30 protein-coding genes are annotated in these 26,606 nt (G+C 55.4%); 11 read left to right on the top strand and 19 right to left on the bottom strand.

Annotated elements, in window-relative coordinates:
• Positions 1-2: 2 nt before the first annotated feature.
• Complete coding sequence (locus O9H85_RS17270; RefSeq protein ID WP_269882661.1) at positions 3-746, bottom strand: IclR family transcriptional regulator; 744 nt, start codon at positions 744-746, stop codon at positions 3-5.
• Between the two features lie 379 nt (positions 747-1,125).
• Between O9H85_RS17270 and O9H85_RS17265 the strand changes: the two genes are divergently transcribed.
• Positions 1,126-2,151 (top strand): alpha/beta hydrolase, encoded by a 1,026-nt coding sequence (locus O9H85_RS17265; protein ID WP_269882660.1) that lies wholly within the window; start codon positions 1,126-1,128, stop codon positions 2,149-2,151.
• Between the two features lie 93 nt (positions 2,152-2,244).
• Positions 2,245-3,492: a Fe-Mn family superoxide dismutase gene (locus tag O9H85_RS17260; RefSeq protein WP_269882659.1), complete on the top strand. Its 1,248-nt coding sequence runs from the start codon at positions 2,245-2,247 to the stop codon at positions 3,490-3,492.
• A 99-nt stretch (positions 3,493-3,591) separates the two neighbouring features.
• Here O9H85_RS17260 and folE read toward each other — a convergent pair whose 3' ends face one another.
• The 8 genes from folE to O9H85_RS17220 form a co-directional block, all read right to left on the bottom strand.
• Entirely contained in the window at positions 3,592-4,182 is a 591-nt protein-coding gene (gene folE / locus O9H85_RS17255; RefSeq protein ID WP_269882658.1) for a GTP cyclohydrolase I FolE, read from the bottom strand.
• Between the two features lie 120 nt (positions 4,183-4,302).
• Entirely contained in the window at positions 4,303-4,518 is a 216-nt protein-coding gene (locus O9H85_RS17250; RefSeq protein ID WP_269882657.1) for a YneF family protein, read from the bottom strand.
• Positions 4,519-4,622: 104 nt separating this feature from the next.
• Positions 4,623-5,654 carry an HD-GYP domain-containing protein gene (locus tag O9H85_RS17245; protein ID WP_269882656.1) on the bottom strand — a complete coding sequence of 344 codons (1,032 nt, stop codon included), beginning with the start codon at positions 5,652-5,654 and terminating at the stop codon, positions 4,623-4,625.
• Positions 5,655-6,188 carry a methylated-DNA--[protein]-cysteine S-methyltransferase gene (locus tag O9H85_RS17240; RefSeq protein WP_269882655.1) on the bottom strand — a complete coding sequence of 178 codons (534 nt, stop codon included), beginning with the start codon at positions 6,186-6,188 and terminating at the stop codon, positions 5,655-5,657.
• The gene (queG, locus tag O9H85_RS17235; protein ID WP_269882654.1) at positions 6,185-7,360 is read right to left on the bottom strand and encodes a tRNA epoxyqueuosine(34) reductase QueG; all 1,176 of its coding nucleotides are present in this window, start codon (positions 7,358-7,360) and stop codon (positions 6,185-6,187) included. Before queG ends, O9H85_RS17240 begins: the two co-directional genes overlap by 4 nt.
• A gap of 37 nt (positions 7,361-7,397) precedes the next feature.
• Positions 7,398-7,994: a signal peptidase I gene (lepB, locus tag O9H85_RS17230; protein WP_269882653.1), complete on the bottom strand. Its 597-nt coding sequence runs from the start codon at positions 7,992-7,994 to the stop codon at positions 7,398-7,400.
• Between the two features lies 1 nt (position 7,995).
• On the bottom strand, positions 7,996-8,556 hold the full coding sequence (locus O9H85_RS17225; protein ID WP_269882652.1) for a DUF402 domain-containing protein: 561 nt from the start codon (positions 8,554-8,556) through the stop codon (positions 7,996-7,998).
• Positions 8,557-8,755: 199 nt separating this feature from the next.
• Complete coding sequence (locus O9H85_RS17220) at positions 8,756-9,193, bottom strand: GNAT family N-acetyltransferase (RefSeq protein WP_269882651.1); 438 nt, start codon at positions 9,191-9,193, stop codon at positions 8,756-8,758.
• Between the two features lie 317 nt (positions 9,194-9,510).
• On the opposite strand from O9H85_RS17220, the gene O9H85_RS17215 reads away from it, so the two are divergent.
• The 4 genes from O9H85_RS17215 to O9H85_RS17200 all read left to right on the top strand — a co-directional run bounded on the left by O9H85_RS17215 (position 9,511) and on the right by O9H85_RS17200 (position 12,607).
• Positions 9,511-9,687 carry a hypothetical protein gene (locus tag O9H85_RS17215; protein ID WP_269882650.1) on the top strand — a complete coding sequence of 59 codons (177 nt, stop codon included), beginning with the start codon at positions 9,511-9,513 and terminating at the stop codon, positions 9,685-9,687.
• Positions 9,688-9,819: 132 nt separating this feature from the next.
• Complete coding sequence (locus O9H85_RS17210) at positions 9,820-10,434, top strand: superoxide dismutase (RefSeq protein WP_269882649.1); 615 nt, start codon at positions 9,820-9,822, stop codon at positions 10,432-10,434.
• Between the two features lie 321 nt (positions 10,435-10,755).
• Positions 10,756-11,874 carry an HD-GYP domain-containing protein gene (locus O9H85_RS17205; protein ID WP_269882648.1) on the top strand — a complete coding sequence of 373 codons (1,119 nt, stop codon included), beginning with the start codon at positions 10,756-10,758 and terminating at the stop codon, positions 11,872-11,874.
• 52 nt (positions 11,875-11,926) lie between these two features.
• Positions 11,927-12,607 carry a Crp/Fnr family transcriptional regulator gene (locus O9H85_RS17200; RefSeq protein WP_269882647.1) on the top strand — a complete coding sequence of 227 codons (681 nt, stop codon included), beginning with the start codon at positions 11,927-11,929 and terminating at the stop codon, positions 12,605-12,607.
• A gap of 530 nt (positions 12,608-13,137) precedes the next feature.
• On the opposite strand, the gene O9H85_RS17195 is transcribed toward O9H85_RS17200, so the two are convergent.
• Both O9H85_RS17195 and mutY read right to left on the bottom strand, forming a co-directional pair.
• A complete protein-coding gene (locus O9H85_RS17195; protein ID WP_269882646.1) occupies positions 13,138-13,632 on the bottom strand; it encodes a PepSY domain-containing protein in 495 nt (164 codons plus the stop codon).
• 751 nt (positions 13,633-14,383) lie between these two features.
• Positions 14,384-15,523, bottom strand: coding sequence for an A/G-specific adenine glycosylase (gene mutY, locus O9H85_RS17190; RefSeq protein WP_269882645.1), 1,140 nt, complete (start codon positions 15,521-15,523; stop codon positions 14,384-14,386).
• 97 nt (positions 15,524-15,620) lie between these two features.
• Here mutY and O9H85_RS17185 point away from each other — a divergent pair, with 97 nt between their 5' ends.
• From O9H85_RS17185 to O9H85_RS17175, 3 genes are all read left to right on the top strand, one after another.
• Positions 15,621-16,475: a helix-turn-helix domain-containing protein gene (locus O9H85_RS17185; RefSeq protein WP_269882644.1), complete on the top strand. Its 855-nt coding sequence runs from the start codon at positions 15,621-15,623 to the stop codon at positions 16,473-16,475.
• Positions 16,476-16,565: 90 nt separating this feature from the next.
• Positions 16,566-17,159, top strand: a complete 594-nt coding sequence (locus tag O9H85_RS17180) for a hypothetical protein (RefSeq protein WP_269882643.1) — start codon at positions 16,566-16,568, stop codon at positions 17,157-17,159.
• Complete coding sequence (locus O9H85_RS17175; RefSeq protein ID WP_269882641.1) at positions 17,156-17,536, top strand: c-type cytochrome; 381 nt, start codon at positions 17,156-17,158, stop codon at positions 17,534-17,536. Before O9H85_RS17180 ends, O9H85_RS17175 begins: the two co-directional genes overlap by 4 nt.
• Positions 17,537-17,733: 197 nt before the next feature.
• On the opposite strand, the gene acpS is transcribed toward O9H85_RS17175, so the two are convergent.
• From acpS to O9H85_RS17140, 7 genes are all read right to left on the bottom strand, one after another.
• Positions 17,734-18,132 (bottom strand): holo-ACP synthase, encoded by a 399-nt coding sequence (gene acpS / locus O9H85_RS17170; RefSeq protein ID WP_269882640.1) that lies wholly within the window; start codon positions 18,130-18,132, stop codon positions 17,734-17,736.
• Positions 18,133-18,712: 580 nt separating this feature from the next.
• Positions 18,713-19,522, bottom strand: a complete 810-nt coding sequence (gene nadE / locus O9H85_RS17165; protein ID WP_269882639.1) for an ammonia-dependent NAD(+) synthetase — start codon at positions 19,520-19,522, stop codon at positions 18,713-18,715.
• 129 nt (positions 19,523-19,651) lie between these two features.
• The gene (locus O9H85_RS17160) at positions 19,652-20,086 is read right to left on the bottom strand and encodes a BrxA/BrxB family bacilliredoxin (protein WP_269882638.1); all 435 of its coding nucleotides are present in this window, start codon (positions 20,084-20,086) and stop codon (positions 19,652-19,654) included.
• A 108-nt stretch (positions 20,087-20,194) separates the two neighbouring features.
• Positions 20,195-20,617, bottom strand: coding sequence for a DUF3905 domain-containing protein (locus O9H85_RS17155; RefSeq protein ID WP_269882637.1), 423 nt, complete (start codon positions 20,615-20,617; stop codon positions 20,195-20,197).
• A gap of 20 nt (positions 20,618-20,637) precedes the next feature.
• The gene (locus tag O9H85_RS17150; RefSeq protein ID WP_269882635.1) at positions 20,638-20,763 is read right to left on the bottom strand and encodes a hypothetical protein; all 126 of its coding nucleotides are present in this window, start codon (positions 20,761-20,763) and stop codon (positions 20,638-20,640) included.
• 53 nt (positions 20,764-20,816) lie between these two features.
• Positions 20,817-21,674, bottom strand: a complete 858-nt coding sequence (locus O9H85_RS17145; RefSeq protein WP_269882634.1) for a polysaccharide deacetylase family protein — start codon at positions 21,672-21,674, stop codon at positions 20,817-20,819.
• 166 nt (positions 21,675-21,840) lie between these two features.
• Complete coding sequence (locus O9H85_RS17140) at positions 21,841-22,683, bottom strand: class I SAM-dependent methyltransferase (RefSeq protein WP_269882633.1); 843 nt, start codon at positions 22,681-22,683, stop codon at positions 21,841-21,843.
• A 612-nt stretch (positions 22,684-23,295) separates the two neighbouring features.
• Here O9H85_RS17140 and O9H85_RS17135 point away from each other — a divergent pair.
• On the top strand, positions 23,296-24,624 hold the full coding sequence (locus tag O9H85_RS17135) for a hemolysin family protein (protein WP_269882632.1): 1,329 nt from the start codon (positions 23,296-23,298) through the stop codon (positions 24,622-24,624).
• A gap of 61 nt (positions 24,625-24,685) precedes the next feature.
• Here O9H85_RS17135 and O9H85_RS17130 read toward each other — a convergent pair whose 3' ends face one another.
• Complete coding sequence (locus O9H85_RS17130) at positions 24,686-24,850, bottom strand: hypothetical protein (protein WP_269882631.1); 165 nt, start codon at positions 24,848-24,850, stop codon at positions 24,686-24,688.
• A gap of 279 nt (positions 24,851-25,129) precedes the next feature.
• Between O9H85_RS17130 and O9H85_RS17125 the strand changes: the two genes are divergently transcribed.
• Entirely contained in the window at positions 25,130-26,389 is a 1,260-nt protein-coding gene (locus O9H85_RS17125; protein ID WP_269882630.1) for a BaiN/RdsA family NAD(P)/FAD-dependent oxidoreductase, read from the top strand.
• Positions 26,390-26,606: the final 217 nt, after the last annotated feature.

Here is a 26,606-nt window from a genome sequence, read left to right as displayed (position 1 = left end):
GATTACTTCACCATCTTGCCCATACGTCTGGACGCTTCCATTAATATGGGCGCGATCTCTTTCATCTGCTGCGGCGTCAGCCGGTTCGACGGGCCGGATACGGCCAAGGCGGCGACAAGCCGTTCGCCGCGGCCCATGATCGGCACCGCTACGGCGGCCGCGCCGGGCTCGCGCTCTTCCACGCTGGTGGCGTAGCCCAGCGCCCTCACTTCCTCCAGCTGCTGTCGGAATGCAGCGGGCTCTCCCGTCGCGGGCCACTGCGGATCGTGCAGCAGCTCCTGCTGCACCGCCGCATCCGCGAACGCGACCAAGATCTTGCTCGAGGCGCCGACATACAGCGGCAGCCTCGCCCCGATCGGAGCAACGCGGCGGATCGCCTGGTTGCTCTGTACGGCCTGGACGCGGACGCGCTCCAAGCCGTCCCGCACGTACAAGCTGACGGTTTCGCCTACCTGATCGCGCAGACGCTCCATCTCCGGAAGCAGGATCAGCGCCGGATCATCGCTGTGCGTCAAGTTGGCGGACAGCTCCCAGATACGGAAGCCAAGGCGATACCGCTCCGAGGCTTGGTCGCGGATAATAAAGCCTTTTCCCTCCAAAGAAGCGAGCAGACGGTGCACCGTGCTCTTGTGCAGCCCTACCCGTGCCGATATTTCGGTCAGGTTCAAATCCTCCGCTTCCGCGAAGCAAAGCAATATATCCAGCGCACGCTCCACCGCACGCACCGTTAATTTACCGTCTTCCATGATTGTTCCCACTCCCCGAGATTGCGTTTCACTGGTTGAAATCTATTATACCGGATATGCGGACAATTTCCTACAAGCATTTGTTGCCCGGCAGGAATGAGACGGCGGCTGCTCCCCGAAACGAATCCTTCCATTCTTACTGTTACAGGTACATTACAGCAAGTTTACATTTTCCGAGGTTTATTGACGGAAAAGCCTACAACTTATACTATTAAATTATCAGAATATTTCATCGTTACCGATCGATCGGAAATAAAGAGCACGCAAGGGTCAAGGTTACGCCGACGTCAACAATCCCCCATGGAACTCTCCAACACCGGTCGCCTTATCGTCACCAATTGCCACGACAGTCATCTCAGTTTCAACCGGGAGGGATCACATGGAAACGAACGCACAACCTTCTGTACCCATGAATCAACAAGCCGTCGGAACCGCCATCCGGCGCGTTTCTTTTCTGCGGAGACACCGGGCACTCCTTATTGCCCTGCTCTCCATATTCGTGTCGCTGTTCAGCCTGACGATGGCCTTTCATGCCTACGTCGCCTGGAAGCTGGCCCGTCCGCATATCGATCCGCTGCGCTCCAATCCGGCGAAGGCGATCGGCACCCCGTATGAGGACGTTACGTTCCCGGGTCTCGGATCCGGCTCCAACCTCTCCGGCTGGTACATTCCCGCCGAGTCGGGATCAGCGAAAGCCTCCCGTCAAACCGTCGTATTCTCGCATGGCTACGGAGGAAACCGCGAGGAAATTTGGGTGCCGCTGTACGATCTGGCCAAAGCCGCCCATCAAATGGGCTTCAACGTGCTGATGTTCGATTACGGCTATGTGCAGCCGCAGCTCAGCGTAACCGGGGGAATCCGCGAATCGGAGGAGCTGCTCGGCGCCGTCCGCTATGCCAAGGACCGCGGAGCCGACAAAGTATTCGTCTGGGGCTTCTCTATGGGAGCCGGAACGGCGCTGCAGGCCGCGCTGCAAACCCGGGATATCGACGGCATGATTCTCGATAGCACGTTCATACTCGAGCCCGATACGCTGTACCACAACATGAAGCAGGAAGCCAATCTGCCGAAATTCTCGCAGCCGCTCGTCCATATGTTTTTCCCGCTGCTGAACGGCGTAAGCCTGAACCAGATTCCTTACACCAAAGTGAAGGAGACGCAGTACAACATCCCGATTCTGTTCATCCACGGCAAGAAGGACCTGAAGGCGCCCTACGAAATGGCCGAGGAAATCTTCGCCAACCAGAAGGCCAATTCCGGCTCCGAGCTGTGGCTGCTCCCTAATGACGGACACGAGCTGATCTATAAGGCGCATAAGAAATCATATCTTCAGACGACGACCGGATTCCTCAAGGCGTTGTCCCAAGCGAAGAGCGAACCGGTGAAATTTAGTCAATCGCGTTAACATAGACCCGAACCTTCCCGAATACAATGTTCTCGTAGAACCGTCCTGCCTCGGTGCAGTAGTCGGGCGAGAACTTCGGGGAGGTTTTTTGTCATGCTGACCGTGTACGGCTCGTTAATGCCGCTCAGGCTGCTCGAGGAAATCCGCTTTTGGAAAATGCAGGAGAAGGAGCATACGGTAGTCATACGCGAGCTTGCCCCGACGCTGGAGCCGGGATACACCGCGCTGATGTCCCAATGGGAAGGCGTGTTCGCAAGAACGGAGGCTGCGGCCCAGCAATGGATTGAAGCGCTCGTGAGAAACCCGGCCGCGCTAAGCCCTTACGTGTACGGACAAATCAATGAGCTGCTGCGCGTGTCGATGGTGCAATCGCGGGAATGGATTCGCCATCTGTTTGATATCGAGGCGCAGAGCGCTCCCGTGCAATCGAATCCGATCGTGAAAACGGTCATCGAGCATATTATCCGGGAATCCGAGTATTTCCTCGGCGTACTGCATGCCGCAGCGCTGAGCGAGCAGGAGTCGGGGCCCGGCTTATGGCGGGAGCGCGGGAACGTGCTGGAGGATCATTCTTCCGCCGCCGCTCCGGCCGAGCGGAAGGAAGCTTACCTGCACCTCGTCCGCGAGGATACGAAGCCGGACGGCGCAGAACTGACGGCCACGCAGGAGGGAGTATGGTCTCAGGGCATTCGTCCGATGCCGCCGCAGGATAAGCCGGTGCCGATCGGCGGGCACAAGCTGCCCCCTCTGCCTTACGCGTACGACGCGCTTGAGCCCTATATCGATGCAGAGACGATGCGGCTGCACCATGACAAGCATCATCAATCGTATGTCAATGGGTTGAACAAAGCCGAGACGATGCTGGCGCGCGCCCGGGAGACCGGCGACTTCTCGCTGGTGAAGCATTGGGAACGCGAAGCGGCCTTCAACGGTGCAGGCCACTACCTGCACACCGTATTCTGGAACATCATGAAGCCCGGCGGGGGCGGCAAGTCTACCGGCGCGATTGCTGCGGAGCTTACGCGCTGGTTCGGCAGCTTCGAGGCGTTCCGCAAGCAGTTCAGCGCTGCTGCCGAGCAGGTGGAGGGCGGCGGCTGGGCGCTGCTCGTCTGGAGCCCCCGCAGCCACAGGGTTGAGATTCTACAGGCGGAGAAGCACCAGAACCTGTCCCAATGGGATGTCATTCCGCTTCTGGTGCTGGATGTATGGGAGCATGCCTATTACCTGAAGCATAAGAATGAACGGGCTCCTTATATTGCCGCTTGGTGGAACACGGTGAACTGGGACCATGTCAACGAACGTTACGCCGCCGCGCGGATGCTGAAGTGGACCGCATACTGAGGCTAGCCGGGCGGACAGATACGGGCAGGCTGAACACGACAAAAGCCCCGCCGACCGGTCTCCCGGAATCGGCGGGGCTTCTTGCAGCCCGCGAATGGATTAAACGCGAATTAATGACAAAAATTCGGCACGCGAAGCGGAGTCCGTCCGGAAAAGGCCGCGTACGGCCGATGTGACCGTCTTGCTGCCCGGCTTCTTCACGCCCCTTGCGCACATGCACAGATGCTCGCCTTCAACGACGACCATGCAGCCGTGCGGCTCCAGCTCTCCATCGATAATGTCCGCAATCTCGGACGTGATGCGTTCCTGCACCTGCAGACGACGCGTGACCGCCTCTACGAGGCGGGCGAACTTGCTGAGTCCGGCAATTTTGCCGCTCGGAATATATCCGATGTGGATTTTGCCGAAGAAAGGCGCCATATGATGCTCACATTGGCTGTAGTAGACGATGTCCTTCACGATCACAAGCTCCTCGTGCTTTTCATCGAACGCTACGCCAAGAATATCCTTCACGTCCGCCTCATAACCGGCGAAAATTTCCTCATACATCCGCGTTACCCGGGCCGGGGTGTCCAGCAGTCCCTCCCGGTCCACATTCTCGCCGATCAGACGCAGAATTTCCCGCACATGATGCTCGATTTCCTCGCGATGATCGGCTACCTTACTGTTCCGATACTCCTTAGCCGGCATAGCTCTAGCCTCCTCCTTCGTCCGCATCCATCGCAAACGGGTTCGAGATGACATCAGCCTCCTCTGTCAGCATACAAGAGGCCTGTTGATCCTCGATACAAAAAGCCCGAGCTTCCGGGCTTACGGACGGAATTTCTGTTTTTTCATCATTTGCTGCATCTTCTGCATTTGCTGCTTGTTCAGGTTATAGCCCATCTGTTTAGCCATTTGCTGCAGCATCTCCGGATTGTTCTGCATCTTCTCCATCTGCTTGCGCAAATAAGTAACTCCGGCAAAAAAACCGCCGACGCCCCCGACGATCAGAGCGACTGCAGCGGCGATCACATAACCCCACATCCGCTAATTCACCTCTACCCGATCATGATCTTTGAATTTGCCATTACCTCACATCATAGCATGTTAGCCCGCCAGTTACAAACACCTGTCCCCCTGAACGCAAGCTACTGCAGGACGCTGTCGATGAATACGGTCGTCTGCTTGGCCAGGTCCACTTCCTTGACTTCAAAATCGTTCGAGTCGCCGTTCCGGACCACTCGCACCACGGGCCGTCCCGGCAAGCCCCGATGCTGGCCGACGACCACGCCGGTCTCCCGCGTGGAGAGCTTGACCGAGGTGCCGGTCGGATAAATGGAGACGGTACGAAGGAATTGAATGACCACTTCCCGGTCGAGCTTGCCGCCGGCCAGTACCATCATATGCTCGCACGCTTCATGCGGCAGCATCCGTTTGCCCGTAGCCGCATCGAACAGCAAATTGTCATACGTGTTCGCAACGGCGACGATTTTGGCGTAAAGATGGATTTCCTCCCCGTTTAAGGCGCGGGGAACGCCCTGCCCGTCCATCGTTTCATGGTGCTGAAACGCGACGTGGGCAATCAGCAGGCTGAGCTCCCGCTTCTGCTTGAGCACTTCGAAGCCGCGCCAGGTGTGATGCTTCTTCGGATCCGGGCTTTCATCGTCGGTAACGAGCTCCAGCTTGCCGACATCATGAAGCAGCGCGCCGGTAGCGAGCTCCCGGAGCTGATTGGACGATAGCCCCATATGTATGCCGATCAAAACCGACATCATGCATACATTCAAGGAATGCACGTACTTTTCATTATCTTGCGAACGAATATCGGATAATTGCATAAGCACTTCTTTATTTTTCAGAATCTCCTCAAGCAGATGATCCACGCTAAGGTTGAGCTGCTTTGTATTAATTTCCTTGCCCGAGCGGATCGATTCATACGTCTCCCCCATGCGCTGCATGACGGCCCGCTTCGTCTCCTCGGATACGATATCGACAATCTCGACATCCTCGAAGAGCTCATCCTTGATATAGACCATCGTCACGCCGATCCGGCGCAAGGTCGTGATCATGAATACCGTCAGCTGAACGCCTTCGGACAACAGCACCGCGCCGTTTGCCGAAAATATCGTCCGTCCGAGAAACTGTCCCGGCTCCACATTGTCTACATGAATATATCTCATTCAGATTCGCCCCTTCAATGGAAAGCCCTCATGCTGCAACAAAAATGTTTTGATGGAAAGTCCGCCGCCGTATCCCACCATGGAGCCGTCCGCCCCGATCACACGGTGGCACGGAACGATAATCGGAACCGGATTCCGGTTGTTCGCACCGCCGATGGCGCGGACCGCCTTCGGCGAACCGATGCGGATGCCGATATCCTTATAGGAGCAAGCTTCCCCGAACGGGACCTCGAGCAACGCCGTCCATACCTTGCGCTGGAACGGGGTGCCCTGCAGGTCAAGCGCCAGGTCGAAGCGGTCAAGGCTGCCCGCAAAATAAGCCGTCAGCTGCTCCGCCGCAGCGGCGAGCGGCTGCGGATCGCGGAGCCACTCCCGCGTGCCGTACCAACGCTCGGACCAAGCCGTCAGGCGGTCCGACGTTTCCTTAAAGCCGCCAAACTCGATATGGCACAGTCCCTGACCGGGCTTCGAGCCGCTGGAAGCCAGGACCAAAGCGCCGATCGGCGTAGCCAGTTCGTCATACCGTATGCTCATGCCTCCGCTTCACCTGTCCCCTCACCTGCTACAGCCGCCTGCGCCTTCTCGATCTCTCGCCGGGCGGCGACGTCCGTCTCCTTGGCGACCGCCGCCGCAAGCGCCTCCGGCACGGCCTCGCCCCCGATCCGGCCGAGCGCCCAGGCGGCCGTCGCCCGGATCTCGGGACGCTCGTCCGCCCGCAGCAGCTCCAGCAGCTGCGGTACGCTGCTCGCGTCCCGGAAATTGCCCAGCGCCAGAATCGCGTTGCGCTGGATCGGCTTCTTGCCACGCCAAGCCGCGGCGCTCGTGCCGAACCGCTCCTTGAATTCGCGGTTCGACATCGACAGCAGCGGCTTCAGCAGCGGCTTGACCTGCTCCGGATCGGGCGCCAGCTCCGGATGACGATCGAAGTGGATGCCCTTGTTCTTCGGGCATACGATCTGGCACGTATCGCATCCGTACAGCCGGTTGCCGATCTTGCGCTTCAGCTCGTCATCCTCGATGATCCCCTTCGTCTGCGTCAGGAACGAGACGCACCGCTGCGCATTCAGCTGCCCCGGACCGACCAGCGCCCCGGTAGGGCACGCGTCGATGCAGATCGTGCAATCGCCGCAGCTGTCCGTGATCGGCTGGTCGGGCGGGAACGGAATATTCGTAATCATCTCCCCGAGATACACCCATGAGCCGAACTCCGGCGTTATGACTGCACAGTTGCTGCCGACGTAGCCGATGCCCGCACGCTCCGCCACCGCCCGGTCGACGAGGGCCCCGGTATCGACCATACTCTGCATCCGGGCCTCCGGCACCCGCTCCTGGATCCAGGCTTCGAGCCGTTCAAGCCGGCTGCGCAGCACGTGATGATAATCCGTGCCCCAGGCCGAGCGAGACAGCATCCCTCTATAAGCGCCGGGCTCGGAGCGCGGCGGATCCTTCAGCTTGGACGGATAGGCCACGGCGATGGAGATGATCGATTGCGGTTCCTCCAGCGACAGCGCCGGATTCACCCGCTTCTCGATATCCCGCTCCTCGAAGCCGGATTCGAACCCTTTCTCCCGATGCTTCAGCAGAATCCCCTTCAGCTCGGTGAACGGGTCTGCAGAGGCGAAGCCGATCTTGTCGATCCCAAGCTCCGGCGCCGCTTCTCTCAGCTCTTCCCGAAGACGAAGCCACTGCCCGTCGCTAACGTTCATGCTGTCCATTCCCTCCCTTCGGGCTGACTCCGATTCCTTACAAGCTTCTCCATTTGCCCAGCGGCCATACGATCCACTGCGCCTTACCCTCGATGTCGGTGAGCGGTACGGAGCCGAAGGACCGGCTGTCATAGCTGGCATTCCGGTGGCGGTTATCCCCCATCACGAAAATCTGCCCCTTCGCGACGGTGTAGGGCTCGAACCGTCCGTCCTCAATGACCGCGTCGGTATAGGTTTCCTTGACCTCTTCCCCGTTGACGTAGAGCTTGCCGGAGCGGACCGAGATTTCGTCTCCGGCGACGGCCACGACGCGCTTCACCAGAAACGGGTGAGCCTTATCGGTGCCTGTCGGTTCTTGAATGACAACGACCTCTCCGCGCTGAACGGAGCCGGTAATGCGTACGATTTTATTAATAAAGAGCCATTCTCCATCTTCCAGCGTCGGCTGCATGGAAGTTCCTTTCACGGTGGAGAGGTGGAATATAAAATGATGGAGCAGAAAAACGACAACCACCGCAAAGATGATCGACTTGAACCAATCCAGCGCCTCATGCAGCAGGCTTGATTCGGTTTCCCCCCGTAAGGGCGGGTCCAGAAGCTCCCGGTTTGCTTTCTTCGGGGACATGCTGTCCATCTTATTCCTCCGATCCGCCAGCTCTCCACTGCTCCCACAGTTTATAGTAGGCGTACACCGCCTCGTCATGAAACGGCGGCTTGCCGCCGCGAACGCGATCAAGCACTTCCTGCATCCCTTGCTTCACCTTCGCATCCACTACCGGAGAATAGTGGTAGCTGATCTTATGACGCTCATATTCCTCTTGATCCACGACGTGCACGTCCCCGTCCGGCATACGGATCACATCCAGATCGTAATCGATATAAGTAACGACCCGTCCCGAAACGTAAGGCGGCGATGCCACGTTGCAGTAATAGCGGACGCCGTGCTCTTCGATCAGCGCCACGACATTAAACCATATCTTGGGGATAAAGAACGATACCCCCGGTACGCGGCTAACCCATTCCTTGCCGTCCGCTTCCACGATCTTCGTCTGGCTGTTGATGAACACCATCGTTTGATCCGAGCGATGCGTTTCGTGAAGGGCCTCTTCCGGTACAAGCCAATTCTCCAGCCACATCCGATGCAGATGACCGTCATGTTTGAAGCTCTTTATAATAAAAGGAGTAAAATTCGCCATGACGTCCATACCTTTCTACAGCGGATTTAGGATAAGCATAATTAAGGTAAGAACGCCGAAGTTCTTCTTCATTCTAGAATAAACTTATGTTGCACCGCTTTCAAGGGTTGTCCGCTCCCATGGATACAAAAAAAGCATAACCCGAAGCCGCAGCGTCGAAGTTATGCCATATGGAATGATTGCTTGAAATTAATCTTATTTATCCGTTCACAATGCTGAGCCGATGCGGCGTGCGGGAAAAATCCGTGTCGTGATACCCGGCCTTCTCGTAAACCGGCAGCACCACTTCATTATGGACATCCACGGTAACCATGATGCGGCGTACCTTGCGCTGCAGGAACCGCTGGCGGAGCGACTCGATCAGAGCTTGACCGATCCCCCGGCGCTGATGCTCTTGTTCAACCGCGATGCGGTAGTAATACCCGTTGTCGTTGTCGATCGTTCCGACAATAACGCCTACGATCTCGCCCTCTTCCGCCGCGACAAGGACAAGCTCGCTGTCCCAGGACAGCTGTCTGGCGAAGGCAGCCATCGTTTCTTCGTAGCATTCATCCGAGAGCACGCTCTGAAAACAGTCGGTGACAGAAACATAATCTGACAGTTGAAAGGAACGAACCTGATAAGAACCGACTAGCATGATGAATTCCCCCGCAACATGGTTTGGTTAATATATAAATACGACAATTCTCGGAAAAATCCTGCTTAATCTTCAAAAAAAGTTTAGAATTCTTCAATTTTTTTTGAATTCCTTCTGAAAACGCTTTATTTTAAGCGTTTTCATTCTCTATGCTCATTCTCGCACGCGATTGCTTCGTTTCTTACCTGTTTCCATTCTATGCGGTTCGTTTTCGAAACATCCTCTTTTCCTTGGATGATTTTCGGCTTGCATAAAAGACGGCGCCTTGTGAAACCATATTCCGGTAATGATTACAGGGAAAGGAGGATCATTCAACCATGAGCAGCCAAATCAGACGCATGCAACAGCTGAACGATCTAAAGACGCCCGAGTGGACCTCGGAGGAGCTTCATTACCACCAGCGCGTAATGAGCGACCTCTCGCCCTGGCTGAATGCGCAGGGAACGGCGATGCTGAACCAGATTATCGACGAGCTCGTGAGCCGGGAGAAATAGACGGCAGTCCGGGTTACCGAGGCTTTCGCCGGCCCTGGGTGACTTAGTATACATACTTGTTGATTTTATATAGAAAATCGGCGATAATTGAATTGAAATACATATTACATTTTGGGAGGTATTTAAGAAACCATGGCACATCAATTACCAGCTCTTCCTTACGCCAACAACGCACTTGAGCCTCACATCGACGAAATGACGATGATGATTCACCACGATCGTCACCACAATACTTACGTCACGAACCTCAACGCGGCTCTTGAGGCGCATGCCGACCTCCAATCCAAAAGCGTTGAAGAATTGATCTCCGATCTGAAAAGCCTTCCGGAAAGCATCCAAACCGCAGTCCGCAACAACGGCGGCGGCCATGCCAACCACTCCCTGTTCTGGGAAACGATCGGCCCTAACGGCGGCGGCACTCCGTCCGGCAAGCTGGCTGACGCGATCAACAGCGAACTCGGCGGCTTCGATAAATTCAAAGAAGATTTCGCCAAAGCGGCAACGACCCGTTTCGGCTCCGGCTGGGCCTTCCTCGCCGTATCCAAAGACGGCAAGCTGAAAGTGTACAGCCTGCCTAACCAGGACAGCCCGATTATGGAAGGCGAAACGCCGATCCTCGGACTGGACGTATGGGAGCATGCCTACTACCTGAAATACCAAAACAAACGCCCTGACTACATCGCAGCGTTCTGGAACGTTGTGAACTGGGAAGAAGTCGGCAAGCGCTACGAAGCTGCCGCAAAGTAAGAATAATTGCTAACGACCGGTGAAGCCCTCGCTTCACCGGTTTTTTTTGCGTTGATAAGAATTTATAAGTTTTCACAACTTACAGCTTCGCATCAACCTTGATAAACGCGCTGGTCCTTGTAAGACAAGGACGGCGTAGCCGTTTATCCTGGATTCCTAGGCTCCTATCAGCCACCTGCTCTCAACATTTTTACCGTTATTGTTACGCAGGTTACAGAATGTTTAGGGATTTTATGGAATAATAATCATAACAAATTAAGTCTAAAGAACGATGCACCCCGCACCTTAATTCCTATCATTCCCAGAAGGAGAACCAGGTCTATGAGACTACTCCCCATCCCCTCCGTACGTCCAGGCATGAGGCTTGGAAAAGCGATTGTTTCCGACGAAGGCAAAACTTTGCTGGGCGACGGCATGGAGCTGACGCAAGGACTCATTCATAAGCTCCGGCAGCTTGGGTACCACCAGCTTTATGTCGTGGACCCGCGAACCGAAGATATCGTGACCCACGAGCCTCTTCGCGACGAGACGCTTCGCTTCGTCCGCACGAATCTGATCGGCCTCTTCCAGCAGCTGCAGCGGGGCGGACTGGCGACACCGGCGGACCGGAAGCGCTTCTCTGCGACGGCCGAGCGCTCCATTCAGCTCATCATGGAGGATTTGAACGACCGGTACTCTCCCGATGAGGACACGGTCATGCTGCTCCACTCGAACCGGCGGCATTTTACGATGGTGGAGCATTTCTTCCACAACGCGCTGAACGTCTGCGTCTACGCCGCACGCATCGCCATGCTGGAGCATTACGACGAGGAGAACACCGTCGCCTTCTCCATGGGCGCGCTGCTGCACGATATCGGCAATACGCAAATCTCCCCGGCGCTGCTGCAAAAGGCTTCCGCCCTCTCTCCGCTCGAATACGCGGAAATTCAGAAGCATACGGAATTCGGCTATCGGCTGCTGAAGGATTTGCCCGGCGTCCCGCCGCTCTCCGCTTTTTGCGCGCTCCAGCACCATGAGAAGATCGACGGTACCGGCTATCCGGACGCATTGACCGGCCCGGACATTCACCCTTTCGCCCTGTGGGTGGGCATGCTGGATGCCTACGACGCCATGACCAACCCGAGGCCTTACCGGCCCGCCATCTCTCCGGACCATGCGCTCGAGCTGCTGTTTACCTCGGCGGGTACGCATTACCCGAAAGCCCAAGTGGAATATTTCCGCAACCGTGTCGCCATTTACCCCCTGGGCGTCAGCGTCCGGCTAAGCACGGGAGAAACCGGCATCGTCTGCAAAATCAACCTGGCCCGCCATCGTCCCGTCGTCCGCGTACTGACGAACCCGAAAGGGGAAGATCTCTGTACGCCGTACGAAATCGATCTATCCCGCCATCTTCATATTATGATTCATCGCGTCGGCGAAGAGGCTCTGGTACATTCGTAGGATGAGCGCTATAATAAAAGCAACCAGACCTGTCCCGAAAAGGTGAAACTTAATGAGCAAATTGATCCCCCTCCTGCAGCAGGTTCCGCTGTTTCAAGATTTAACGGCTGCGGAGCTGGAGACGATCTCGCCTCTATTTGTAGAGCGCAAATATAAAAAAGGCACGATCCTGTTCTTCGAAGGGGACGCCGGAGACGAATTTTTTCTCATCCAGTCCGGCGTCGTCAAGATTTACCGCATCGATAATTCGAAGGAGATCATCCTCTCTCTCTTCCGGGAGGGCGATTATTTCGGGGAAATGGCGATGCTTCACAAGGGCAACCCGCGTTCGGCAACAGCCGAAACGCTCGAAGCGACTTCCGCTTATACGCTCGTCCGGGCCGAATTCCAGCAGTTTATGGAGCGCTCCCCCAAGCTGTGCCTTCGTCTGCTGGAGGTAACTGCGGAGCGTTTGCGCCGGGCCAACGAGCAAATCTACGATCTGACGTTTCTGGATGTACGCTCCCGTGCGGTGAAGACGATTGTGCGTCTGGCGGACGAGCATGGCGTGAGGAAGCCGAACGGGACTCTCGTGGATGTGAAGCTTACCCACCAGCAGCTGGCCAATATGATCGGAACCGTTCGCGAGTCCGTCACCAAAGTGCTGCAGGAGCTCCAGGAGGAGCATATTCTTTCGATCGACAAGAAGCAGATCCTCGTACGGAATATCGACGCCCTGCGGGCGATGATCTAAGCCGGTGGGCGTCAGCCGGACTTCACCGACCCCTTCAGCCCAAGTACATAGTTAATCGACTCCAGCACCCGGGCCGAGGCCGTCGGCTTGATGAGGAAGTCCCTTGCCTTAAAGTAACTTAAAGTAACTTAAAGTAACTTAAAGTAACTTAAAGTAACTTAAAGTAACTTAAAGTAACTTAAAGTAACTTAGAGTAACATAGTGTTACACTATGTTACGGTATGTTACTTTACCTCTCTGATCGCAGAAAGAGACCCACATCAACGGGATGTGGGTCTTAATTTATATATTAAAAAGGGGGTCGAGATTTATTATAAGCGCGATTCATTAATGCCACATGAAAATCAGATTGCATGTTGATTACAAATGTCACCGCGGCGGATCTTCAAGCGATCATTGTTCAATGAAAATAAACCTTTAGTCTGAAAATAAAGTATTAGACCGGAAAATATACAACGAACCCAGTACCATTGAGGTACTGGGTTCGTTTTGCAGTGCTCTCTAAAAGTGTGCATTTTCTCAAAATTGACTTATCTATATGAAAAACCATATAAAACTTCACCTGAATTTGCATCAATAACAAGATTATATTCATGATTAACGGGTACTTTCTGTTTGATAGATGAAACATGTCCTTTTTTTGTGATACCTTTAAAAGTTACAATATACACTGGGGTATCATTTAGTTTCCCGTCTATTTTTAGTTTAGGATTTTTCTCTTTTGCTGAATCTGAGAACAATGTAAGTTTATCGTTACTCAATAAATGATATTCAGCAATTATTTGTTTTGCTTCTTGAGCATAACCCTGAGCGTATTTTGATGCTAAATCAATAGCTTGCGCCTGTGTTATTGTTGGATTATCAATGGTTTTTTTTAGCTTTACTCCTTCTTTAGCTAGTCTTGAGATATCGTGAGAAGTTTGAACTGTACTCTCAGAGATGTTAGGTTGGGCCATCGCAACACCGATTGAACAAATGGAAACAATCGCCATAGTCATAATTAAAATATTTAGTTTCTTTTTCAACTCTAATCACTCCTATTTTATTAATAGCGCAACATTAGCTATTCCACGAGTACCAATACCCACTTGACCCACTTGAGAAATCTAATGAACTGCCAGTTTCGCTAAGTGGCGTCAATGAAGGTAGGTGCCAAACCCCACCTAATGATTGCTTTGGACATTAAACATTTTCAATTTGTCATTGGCTGTACCTATATATGGTACGCCAAGACTTGAAATTACCTTATAATATTCAAGATGATTTGCATTGATGGTTACAGCAGTTGAGCCTATTTGTGCAGTATCCTCATAACCTACCCAATATCCATTTTCAAGTTGCACTTTGTAAGTATGCGTACTTCCAGTAGCTGGACCAACAGTAGTGTCAGTTTCAGAATATGTCCCTGCATCAAAATAACCAAAAAAATAATGCGGGTTGGTTTAAAGAAAGAGATAGAGACTAACTTCCTTAAAAACAATAAGTTTTTATGAAAGATCAAAAGAAACTAAGTGTTATATGGGCTCCTTAACAAAACGCGGATTTCATAAAAGAGGAAAAATTCAGTAAGATCAACTGATTTTTCGTACGTAAAAGTTGAGTGACTGGCACAACACGGGCCCCTTTTTCAGTAAGTTGCCCAGCTATTCCGAGCAATCCAGAGAAAAACAAAAAACGGCCCTCTCGCAAACATGCGAACAGAGCCTTTTTTTTGCCATTGTTCCACGGAAAGAAAATCGCCGATCCCTCGCCTTGAATAGGGCGAGCGGCTTCGGTTCAGCTTTCAAAATAGGTATCCAATATACGCAGGAACACGTTCGGGAAAGCGAGCTGGTCCATGTCCTCGCGGCGGATCCAGCGGTAGTGCGATGGCAGCAGCGGCGGCACGTCGGCGCCGAGCGGCGAAGGCTCGGGCCTGCATACGTACACCTCCATATCCCAGCGGATATGGCTGAACGTATGCTCCGCGTGCATCAGCCACGCGGCCGGGCCAAGCCCGAGCCCGTCGGCCGCGAGCGCCGCGGCGAGCGCCTCGTGCGCAGCCGCAGCGGCCAAGGGCGCCTCCGGGGCGTTCTCGCCGGCTTTGGGAGCTTCCGTATGCGGAAGCTCCCAAAGCCGCGCGAGCAGCCCCTCGGCCGGCCGCTGGCGCACGAGGATGCGGCCCGCGTTCGGGCCGTCGCCGAGGATGAGCGAGACGACGCGGCGCTCCGGGCGCGGCGGCTTCGCCTTCTTCTTCACCGGCAGAGCTTCCTCCATGCCGGCAGCTCGTCCGGCGCAGTGCGCCATCACCGGACAGGTGAGGCAGTTCGGCGATTTAGGCGTACAGACGAGCGCGCCGAGCTCCATCAGCCCTTGGTTGAAATCGCCTGCCGCCCCTTCCGGTATGAGCTCCTGCGCCAGCTTTTCCATCGTCACCCGCGTGCTTCCCTTCATGATATCTTCCTCTATGAGGAAATAGCGGGACAGCACGCGCATGACGTTGCCGTCGACTGCGGGCTCAGGCTGGTTATAGGCGATGCTGAGAATCGCCCCCGCCGTATAGGGGCCTACGCCGCGCAGCGAGAATACCTCCTCCTTCGTGGAAGGCACGACGCCGCCGTACCGCTCGTGCACCTCGCGTACGGCGGTCTGCAGATTGCGGGCGCGGGAATAATAGCCAAGCCCTTCCCAGGCCTTCAGTACTTCCTCCTCCGGAGCCTCGGCGAGCGCTTCGGTCGTCGGGAATTTCTCGATGAACCGGTGAAAGTAAGGGATCACCGTGTCCACCCGCGTTTGCTGGAGCATGATCTCGGACACCCAGATATGATACGGGTTGCGGTTCCTTCGCCAAGGCAGATCCCGCTTGTGCCTGCGGTACCAGGCGAGGAGCTCCGCGGAAAAGTACGATTTTTGTTCCGTCAGTCGGTCTATGGTCATCGCTTGCAATTTCTCCTTCTCTTCTTCTCAATGCACACGTGTTCGGAGTATAATGAGGGCAACGGATTTGTAACTACTGATAAAAGAGAGGTGCCCTATGCTGACACCGGGTGAGATGGCTTCACGCCTGAACCGGCTGGTCTTGTCCATCCTGCTGGTAGGCCACCAGAAATGCGCGCCGGATTGGCATCAAAAAGCGCGCGCCATCAAATATTACTCGCTGTGGCTTGTCATCAAAGGCCGGGGTACCTTCACTATCGGGGGTACGCTTTATCCGGCTGAGCCGGGGAAGCTGTTCTGCTTCGCCCCAGGCATGGTCGTCGAACGGACCACCGACCCCGAGCAGCCGCTTGAATACTACTTCCTCCGCTTTCATTATACGGAATGTTACGAAGAGAAGGAACAGTGGATTGTAAACAGCGCCGAGGAATCCCGCTTCCCGCTGGAAGGAATGTATACGGTAACAAATACGCCTCAGCTCATCTACCTGTTCGAGCAGCTCGACATGCTGTGGAAGCGCAGAGGCCATATGACCGCCATGCGGCGTAAAATCCTGCTGCAGGAGCTGCTGCTCACCCTGGTGACGGACTTCCGCGCGCAGCGGGCCGCCGGCGATACGACCGCAACGATCGAACAAACGCAGGATTACATGATCGGCCATTATCAGGAACCGCTTACACTCGAAGGCCTTGCCCAAATGGCGGGTCTGAGCGTCAGCCACTACTCGCGGCTGTTCAAGAAATATATCGGCTACAGTCCGATCGATTACTTGACTCACCTGAGGGTAGACCGGGCGAAGGAACTGCTCGTGTTGTCGGATTACCGCCTTAAGTCGATCGCCGGCAGCGTCGGGTATACGGACGAGTTTTATTTCAGCCGAATTTTCAAAAAGGTCACCGGCGTCTCCCCCCGGGAATACGCCAAGAAACACCGCTTCACGCCGATTCAATGAGCGGCTCCGCCGGGTTTGACTTCACTTCGCGAAAAGTGTACTCTACGAAAGAGTTGCAAGAAGTACGGCGCTTTTTGAAGAGGTGAAGCAATGATGGAAAGGCAAAGGTCGGAACACGACATGAAGACCGGCCGGCTGGGCTCCGGCAGCCTTGGGGAAGCTTGGGCTTCCGCCCGGCCTTATGTCCCGTTCCTGTTCATTTGGGGCGGGCAGTGGCTTGCTTCGTCCGTGCTCGGCTTCTGGGGCCAGTGGCGGGAGGTCGAGGGCTACCAGCCGCTTACGCTGGCTGCGGCGATTGCGCTATCCGTCGCGGCACTGGCGTTTGAAGCAACCCGTTCCCGCCGCCGGCCAAGGCCGGAAGCTGCTCCGCTCTCGTCCCGTGCAGGGGCTCCCTTCCTGGGCGCGGCCGCCCTGCTCGCTGTGCTGCTCTATGTGCAGATGCTGGACTGGCATGTGCTGCCCTTGCTGAAGGGCATCGCGCTCGCGCTGGGTTACATCATCGCCGGCGCCCGCCTGTGCAGGCCGCTCCTGCTGCTGGGCCTATGGATGCTGATGCTGACCGCAACGGTAGGGTATTGGTATTTGGGCTATGCCACCATCGTACTGGACGGCTTCGGCGGCCTCAGTCTGATCGGAGCGGCTTGCCTGATCATTCTAGGATATAGGGGAGAGATGAGGACATGACACGCACACGAAGAAGCTTGACCCTGCTTCTCGGTCTAGCCGCCCTGATGTCGCTCTCGGCCTGCGGCGGCGCTGCCAAGAGCCCCGAGCCGTTCGGCGGCGGCAAGGCGGGAACGGCCGCCCCTGCCGATGCGATGGCCGGAGCATCGGAGCAGGTGCAGGCGATTTATAAGCAGAGCTGCATTTCCTGCCACGGCGGCGGGCTGGAAGGCCGTGTCGGTCCGGCCACCAACCTTCAGAAGGTCGGGGAACGGATGAGCAAGGACCAGATCGCCAAACAGATTACAAGCGGCGGCAACGGCATGCCGGGCTTCGGCACGAAGCTGAAGCCCGAGGATGTCGACGCGCTGGCTGCCTGGCTTGCAAGCAAGAAGTAAGAAAAACTCCTTATCGGAGTCTTTCAAAGTAGCCAGACCTTCGGTTTGCTCAGCAAACCCGCTTCGTAAGCAAGTAGTTTTTCATGGTACAGAAAGTCGCAGTCCGCTTTAATGCTTTAGCGAACTTATACTTTCTGTAGCGTTAAAGAAACCGTCCTGTTCCCCAGCTTGATTCGCTAGGTGGGCAGGGCGGTTTCTTATTGCGCCTCGGTTGACTCCACTATGGCATATGCCATCGCGCTCGTCCCGCTGTGCGTGATGCTGAGATGGACGGCAAACGTATGGGGCTGAAGCGACAAGCGGCACAGCGCCTCGGGGGCAATACTTACGATGGGCTTGCCTTTGGCGTCCGGCAGTACCTCGATATCCTGGAACGAGACCTCTTTGCCGATTCCGCAGCCAAGCGCCTTCACGACCGCTTCTTTCGCTGCGAACCGCCCGGCCGTATATTCGGCCAGCCTCCCCTTGCGCGATAACGCCAGCTCCCGCTCCCCGGGCGTCAGCACCCGCTGCAGGAAGCGCTCGCCGGCGGCTTGCCCCAATATCGCTTGAACCCGGGCGATATCCAATAAATCGGTGCCGATACCGATGATCATGGCGGATCCTTGTCCTTTCTGTAGTTCAGTGACGTTCCCTTGGTCTATGGGACCATGGTAGCTTATCCGGCCGGTAAGATCAAGGGAACGAGCCGCTCTTCTGCCGCACTTATTGCTCCGCTATCGCTCTACATAGGATACCCCACCTACTACTTACTGCATTTCTGGGCTTCTTATCAATCTGAGTGAACTTATGTTCACTTGTAATGCATATCCGGGCTTCTCGTTATCTGAGTGAACTTAGGTTCACTTGTAATGAAGCCAAGTTCACTATCAACCGCCAATAACCATACTTATCGGCTGTAATGAATCCAGGTTCGATACAAGTGAATCTGTGGGCGCCAAAATGACCCTAAGGTTCACTAAAGTCCCACATCTCCCGTTCAGTCCGCAAATAGCGCCCCCAGGTTCCTTACTAGTGAACCGTTGTTCACTAACTCCCCGCAAGCCCGCCCCTCCCCGGCACAATCGCCAAAAAGCCGCCGGCGCCCGCGGCAAGCTCCGTCCCAGCGGACAGAGGCGCGCGTAGTGCCGGCGGCCATCTATGCGGTGCTCAAATCACTACCGCAGCGGTTGCTTCTTATATCCCTGGAATCGAAGCCCGCTTGTGCTCCGTCTTCAGGTACTGCTTCTCCAGCTTCTCCTGGGCTTCAGCGGAAATTTGCTTGCCTTCCAGGTAATCGCTGTTGTCGCCATACGTAATGCCGAGCTCGTTCTCGTCGGTTTGGCCCTCCCACAATCCTGCGGTCGGCGCCTTGTCGAGCACGCTTTGCGGCACGCCGAGCGTGCTGGCCAGCTGGCGCACCTGGCGTTTGTTCAACGAGCTGAGCGGAGTGATATCCACGGCGCCGTCGCCATACTTGGTGAAGAAGCCGGTAATCGCCTCCGAAGCGTGGTCGGTGCCGACGACAAGCAGATTGAGCTCAAACGCCAGCGCATACTGCACCACCATCCGCGTTCTCGCTTTCACGTTGCCCTTGCCGCCGCGGCTGAGATGACGATGGATGCCGATGGACTTCAGCCCGTATTCCGCTTCCAGGGCAATTTCGTTCACCGCCTCCTCAATGTTCGTCTCCACCCGGTATTTCAGCTGAAATGCCTCCGCCACCGCATAGCTGTCCGAGATATCGACCTGCTCGCCATAGGGCTGGAACACGCCGACGGTTTTGTACTCGCGTCCCTTCTCTTCCGTCAGTTCGTCGGTCGCTTTCTTGCACAGGCCCGTTGCCACCGCGCTGTCGATCCCGCCGCTGATGGCGATCAGCAGTCCGTCCACTCCGGCTTTCAGCACATATTCCTTTAAAAAGTCCACACGTTTGCGGATCTCCGCATCCACATCAATCTCCGGCTTCACGCCCAGTTTAGCGATGATTTCCTGCTGCAGGCTCATAGCGCAACGCTCCCATCTTAAGTTAGAAGTCAGGCCTCGCGGCCGCTTCATTTTTCTACCAGTATACCAAACCTGCGGCTGCAAGGAAAAACAAAAACTCCCGCCACACCGGCGGGAGTTTAACGGACTTTATTTGCAGTATTGCTCGAAAGCGCCGATCAGGTCGTTCGCGATCATTTCGGCCGAACGGTCTTCGATCTGGTGACGCTGAATGAAGTGAACCAACTCGCCGTTCTTCATCAACGCGATGGACGGAGAAGAAGGCGGGTACGGAGCGAAATATTCGCGCGCTTTGGCCGTAGCTTCTTTGTCCTGCCCCGCAAACACGGTGAGGAGCCGGTCCGGCTTCACGGCGTTCTGGAGCGCCTTGGCCACGCCGGGACGGCATTGGCCGGCGGCACAGCCGCAAACGGAGTTCACGACGATTAACGTGGTTCCCTCTTGGCTGTCCAGCGCCTGGGCGACCTCTTCGGGCGTACGAAGCTCTTCTACCCCAATACGCGTCAATTCGTCGCGCATCGGCTGCACCATATCTTTCATATATGAATCAAACGAAAACGTCATGTTCGCCTTCACTCCTTATCAACATAAAGTTACCTACTTATTTATGTTTATTATACATCGACCAGGGGTGAAAGCAAAGCGACATCGCCTAAAAATTTTTGAAGCCCCTTATTCCTTGCGTTCCTCTTCGTCCTGCTCGGTTTCAGTCCCGCGGAAGCTTTTGTAAGCTACGTCCTTATCGGGATGCTGAAACGGATGTCCCTTAGGAGGGATCGCCTGCTCAAACAAATCGCGGTTCTCCGACGTCTGGAAGCCCACATCCTTATAAGGATGAACCCACTCGTCTCCCGACATGACGGACGGGTCGGTGTCTTTGCTCCAACGGTTCAGAGGCGAATTGTCCGATTCGTAGATGTGATCCCCGATCAGGACGCCGTGCTCATTGACGAAGGCTTCCTTCGGCCCGCGGCCCTGACGGAATTCCGGGCGAAACTCGATTTCAAAAGGGTCCAGCTCCGGATCGTTATTGCGGTTGTATTCGATATCCGTGCTAACCTTGTCATAGGTATCGTTCCGTATATCCTCGCTCATCGCAGCATCTCCCGTCCTTGTTAAGTCGAGGGACGATTCGGCCCGTTCAGCCTTTTATCCTGAACCCCGCTGTCCGCATCGGTTTTCGTTTTGTTTTGAGCCGCTTGCAGCTCCTGTTCTTTCGACGCATTCTTTTGCACTGTCATGGAACTCATCCCCTTTCGCTGTTATTAGTATGCTTTACCGCAGCTAAGCTCAGTCAACCTCCCGGCTTCAAAAACTGGAAGGTAAAAGACGAGTGGTTCAGTGTCGCAAACGCGTAGCCCTGCTGCTTGAAATAGCGGATGATCTCCGGCAGCGCCTCAACGGTCGTCGTTTTCCCGTCCAGATCGTGCATGAGCACGATGGCGTTCTTTTTCCCGCTGCTGTTCGCCCGAACCGCATCAACGATATCGGACTTCCGGGGAACGGCGGCGGCCGCGTCCGTAGAGCTTACGTTCCAGTCAAAATACCGGTACCCAAGACCCGACATTTCGCGGGTAATCTGAGACATGATGCGAGGCCCGCCGGCTTTGCGGCTCGGCACATTGTTCGAGCCCCCCGGAAACCGCAAAATATCCGGCTTTACCCCCGTTTCCTTGAGCAAGAATCGTCCCAGAGCCTCCGTATCCTCGCGGAAAGCCCGGACGGAGGAGTAAATCCGGCGGTAGTCGTGGCTGAAGGTGTGATTCCCGAGAGCATGGCCGGCAGCGGCGATTCTCCGGTACATCCCCCGGTATTCCGGTCTTGTTCTTCCGATAACAAAAAAGGTCCCGTGGATATGCTCATTCTCCAGTATGTTCAGGATCTTTTCCGTATTGGCGGAAGGTCCGTCGTCAAACGTCAGATAGGCGGTCTTCCCGCCCCCGTCCCGCGGAACGCCGATATCCCGATCATACGGCTTCGCTCCGTAGGCCTGCGTCATCTCCGCCGTGCTGAGCACCCCCGGCGCATACAAGCCGCTTCCTTCCTGCGGCTCTCGAAGCGTCTCCTCCCGCAGGACGGCGGACGGCTCTCCCCCCGCCTGCTGCAGATCGCCCGACTTTGCGATGCCGAGCAGTACCGCTATCCCGATCAAACCGGCTCCCGCCAAACCAAACCAGGCTTCTTTCCTCAGGCTCTTCCTCCCCCTCTCGCCAATGGAAACTATTCCATGGATAGTATGGCTAGAGGAATGGATGAGGCCGCTGTAAAGTTGTTGGAAGCCGTGGAATATTTTACAGCAATCGATATGCGTCAGCGGATCAACGGAAAGCAAGTACCAAATGGATGCCGCTTGCCGTCAGCCGCTCCGAATCGGCGGCAAAGCCTTGTGCGCGAAACCAGGCCGAAAGCCCCTCCGCGGAGGGGAAAGCTTCGCCAGGCTCGTTACGTGTGGCGTACCCTTCGCCCTCGGCCGTCCCTTCGCCGTCCATCCAATCGACAAGAGCGATCCGGCCGCGGCTCTTCAGCACCCGGGTCAGCTCGGCCAAGGCTAATGGCTGCTGCTCCGGTGTCAAATGATGAAGCGCAAAGCTGGTAGCGATAAAATCAAACCGTCCGTCCAGACAAGGAACGGCTAATAAATTCCCGTACCGGGTCTCGATACCCGGCACGCGCTCGCGGCAGCGCCGAAGCATCGACCGGGACTGGTCCATCCCCGTCATCGCTACGCCCGGACGGGCGAGCTTCGCGGCGAATGCCCCGTCACCCGTACCGGCATCCAGCCCGGCTTCCCCGGGCTGCGGCGACAACCGCGCCGCGGCGGCCTCCAACACGCGCTCATGCTCGGCTGCGGACGGCAGATGCATGGTCCGGCCGCCCTCCGGCTGGTCCCACCGTTCGGACAGCGCATCGAAGTTCCAGCGGTCGACCCAGGCTTCGCGAAGCGAGCTCAAACCTCTCGACCGGTCCGCCAGCTCGACCCAGCGGCGGGAGGCCGATGCCGGCTGCTCCGCAGTCCGCGCGATCATCTCGTCAAGCAGCAGCAGCGTCTCCCGAAGCTCCATCCATCGGACGAACATGGCGGAACGCTGCATCTCGAGATAATCGCGCACCTCCAGCCGGGCCGATAGCTCGCTGATTTTTATGGGGGGTCCCTCCTCCAAGCTTTGCGTAGCAAAGCTGCTTCGTAAGCATTATCTTAGGTTTTGCTTTAGCAAACCGCAGGCTATTGAGAAGCCCATGAAATAGAGAAATCTGCCTTGGTACTCCGGTGGGGTATCCCCTTCCGGCCGCTGTTGTTACCCGTAAAAATTTCAATTTATACGCTATACAGCGGTCATTTTCCGATAACAAAGGCGGACGCTATCGCTCCTGCAAGGGATACCCCACCTACTACCCTTTTGCATTTTTTCTGCATATCCGGGTTTCACGTCAATCTTGGGGTTTTGCTTCAGCAAAACCGTTTTTTCAGTATAAAGCTTCACGCCGCGTCAAAGTAAAGCCAAAAAGGCCGTATATGCTCCATGTCGTAACAAATTAGCTCGATTTTCCCGTTTAATGAGGTTCTGGCCCCCCATGAGTCCCGCTCAGAGGTTCCCCCTCGTATTGAGCGCCCTCTCCGATATACGATATAATGTATAGCAAGTATATCATCATAAAAATACATGTTCTCTCTCGGTAAATATACATCATGGCACGGACAGCATGCGCTGTTTCCGAATTTGAACATCCAAGGAGGTGTACCTATCGCCGCTGACGCGGCGGATAGGGAATGATTGAGTAGTGACCCGTTACCCTTATTGTTTAACGTGGTTTTGATTGTGGTTTTAGTGCTGTTGAACGGCTTCTTCGTATCGGCGGAGTTCGCCATGGTGAAGGTACGCAACACCCGGATCGATACGTTGGCCCAGAGCGGCAACATAAAAGCAAGATTCGCGCAGAAAATTTCCAATAACCTGAATGCTTATTTGTCAGCCTGCCAGCTAGGTATTACGCTCGCTTCCCTCGGACTCGGGTGGGTGGGCGAACCGACGGTTTCGGCCCTGCTGATGCCGGTCTTGAAAAGCTGGTTCAGCTTGAACGATGTCGCGATTCATACGATTTCCTTCATCATCGCGTTCTCGGTTATCACGGTATTCCACATTACGCTCGGGGAGCAGTTCCCGAAGACGTATGCCATCCGGCAGTCGGAGGCCATCACGCTATGGTCGGCCGCACCGGTGCTTGTGTTCTACAAGCTCATGTTTCCTTTCATCTGGCTGCTGAACGGATTGTCCAACTGGATGCTCCGGCGCGTAGGCATCGAGCCTGCGAACGAGCACGAATCGGCCCATACGGAGGACGAAATTCGCGTGCTGGTTCAGGAAAGCCACAAAAGCGGGTACATCGACAACACAGAGCTCACGCTTTTTGACAATATATTCGAATTTACGGAGACGAACGCAAGGGAGATTATGATCCCCCGGACGGAGATGGGCTGCTTGTACGCGAACCTGTCGTTCGAGGAGAACATGGACCTGGCGCTGAAGGAAATGCGCACGCGTTATCCGGTCTGCGACCCTGACAAAGACAATATTATCGGCTTCGTTCATATAAAGGACCTGCTGAAAGCCAAATCCGAATCTCCGGATATCCGCAGCATTGTCCGATCGATCACGAAGGTGCCCGATTCGATGCCTATCAGCAATCTGCTGAAGCTCATGCAGAAGAAGAAGGTGCAGATGGCGCTGCTGATCGACGAGTACGGCGGTACTTCCGGACTGGTCACGCTCGAAGACATCATCGAGGAAATCGTCGGCGAAATTCAGGACGAATTCGATACCGAGGAACGCCCGAGCATCGAGAAGAAGGACGAATGGACTTATTCCATCGACGGCAAGGTGCTGATCGAGGATGTAAACGACCAGTTCGGCCTCGACATTCCAAGCCAGGATTACGATACGATCGGCGGCTGGATATATTCCCAGGTCGAGATTCCGGCCAAGAAAGGCCAGTTGGCCTCCTTCATGGACTTATACGATTTCATTATTGAAGAAACGGACGATCTGCGGATTTCCAGGGTGCTTGTGCGCAAGACCCAACCGCAGGTGGAAACGGCATCCTAATCTATACGGAAACAAGGCTCCGAGGCGGCTCGGAGCCTTATTTCTTGTCGGAACGCTCCGGTTAGAGACCGTACCGCTGGAGCATCCGGATATGATTAAGCTTCCGCCCTAGTTCCATCATGTGACGTTTGCTCTCGTGAACGGCTTCCCTCGTTTGTTGAACCATTTCCGCATGCTCCTGCGATTTCTGCAGAAGGCCCCTATTCCTCTCTGCTAACAGGTTCATTCTAGCCTCCATTTCGTTCAAACTGAGTTTGTAGGAAGTGATAAGCCCGTGCATACGTTCTTCATTCTCCTTTATTTTCCAGAATTCGCCCCGGCCCGGGACAACGAAATTAGTATAGATGATCCGCTCCAAAAAGAATGTCGGAGTGAGCGGGCGAATCGCAACTATTTTTCAGAATTGCTGTCGCACGCTGTCTTATGACTTTCTTCGCGAAAAAGGTTACAATAGACTCGAAAACCATGGGGCCATCCCATGTCCGGGTAAGCGGGAGGATCAGGAATGAAATATGATGTAATCGTTGTCGGCGGAGGCTCCGCAGGACTGATGGCGAGCATTGCCGCCAGCGCGCATGGTGCCAAAGTGCTGCTTGTCGATAAAGGCGATAAGCTGGGAAGAAAGCTCGGCATTTCGGGGGGCGGCCGATGCAATGTGACGAATAACAAAGAAATGGACGAGCTGATTAAGCATATCCCCGGGAACGGGAGATTTTTATACAGCGCGCTCTCGAATTTCGGCAATAAGGACATTATCCGTTTCTTCGAGGACCTCGGCATCCGTCTCAAGGAAGAGGATAACGGCCGCATGTTCCCCGTATCGGATAAGGCGAAGACGGTTGTGGATGCGCTTGTGAACAAGGTGCGGGAGCTTGGCGTAGAGATTAAGGTGAACAGCCCGGTGGAAACGGTGCTTTTTGAGGGGGGCCGTACGGCGGGCGTGCTGCTGAGGAGCGGGAAGCGTATGTCCGGCCGATGCGTGATCGTAGCCAGCGGCGGAAAATCCGTCCCTCATACCGGATCGATCGGCGACGGGTATGCCTGGGCGGAGAAAGCGGGACATACGATCACAGAGCTGTTCCCGACCGAGGTGCCGCTGACGTCCAAGTCGCCTCTCATCCGAAGCCGGGAGCTGCAGGGGCTGTCCCTGCGAAGCGTGGCTCTGACCGTCTGGAGTCCCAAAGGGAAGAAGACGATCACGCATGAGGGAGATATGATCTTCACCCATTTCGGCATTTCCGGCCCGATTGCGCTGCGCTGCAGCCAGTTTGTCGTGAAGCAGCTCCAGGCCTCCGAGGCGAAAAGCGTGCTGCTGACCATCGATTTGATGCCGACCCGGAGCGCAGACGAGGTGTACAGGGACAGTCTCGAGCTCGCCAAGGCGGAATCCAGGAAGGCGGTCAAGAACTTGCTCAAGGGGTTTGTGCCGGAAAAGCTCATTTCGATTCTGCTGGAGTCATCCGGATTGGACGAGACGGTCACCTACGATCATATTCCCAAGCAAAAATGGCTGGAGCTTGCCAAGCTCATCAAGGCTTTTCCGCTGGAAGTGAACGGGACGCTCTCGATCGAGGAGGCTTTCGTGACAGGCGGAGGGGTGAACTTGAAGGAGATCGATCCGAAGACGATGCAGTCGAAGCTCATGGAGGGACTTTACTTCTGCGGCGAGGTGTTGGACGTTCACGGTTATACCGGGGGATACAATATTACGGCCGCCTTCAGTTCGGGATATACGGCCGGCAAGAGCGCGGCTCTCTCACTCTAGACTTCTGGGCGCTATCGCTCCTACAGGGGAATACCCCATCTACTACCTTTTGCATTTTTCTGCATATCCGGGTTTCTCGTCTATCTGAGCCTTTCCGCGGAAAGGCTCTTTCGCTTGGGTCCGGGGTCACGCCCATTACATACAAATATGCCTCCGCGCTTCAGCATGCGGAGGCCATCAACCCGTCTTCAACCGTATCATCCGTTTATAAATCCAG

The sequence above is a fragment of the Paenibacillus gyeongsangnamensis genome, from assembly GCF_027533625.1.
GTDB classification, from domain to species: domain Bacteria; phylum Bacillota; class Bacilli; order Paenibacillales; family NBRC-103111; genus Paenibacillus_G; species Paenibacillus_G gyeongsangnamensis.
Note: the sequence above shows the minus strand (reverse complement) of the source record. Positions and strands in the feature narration are given on the sequence as shown.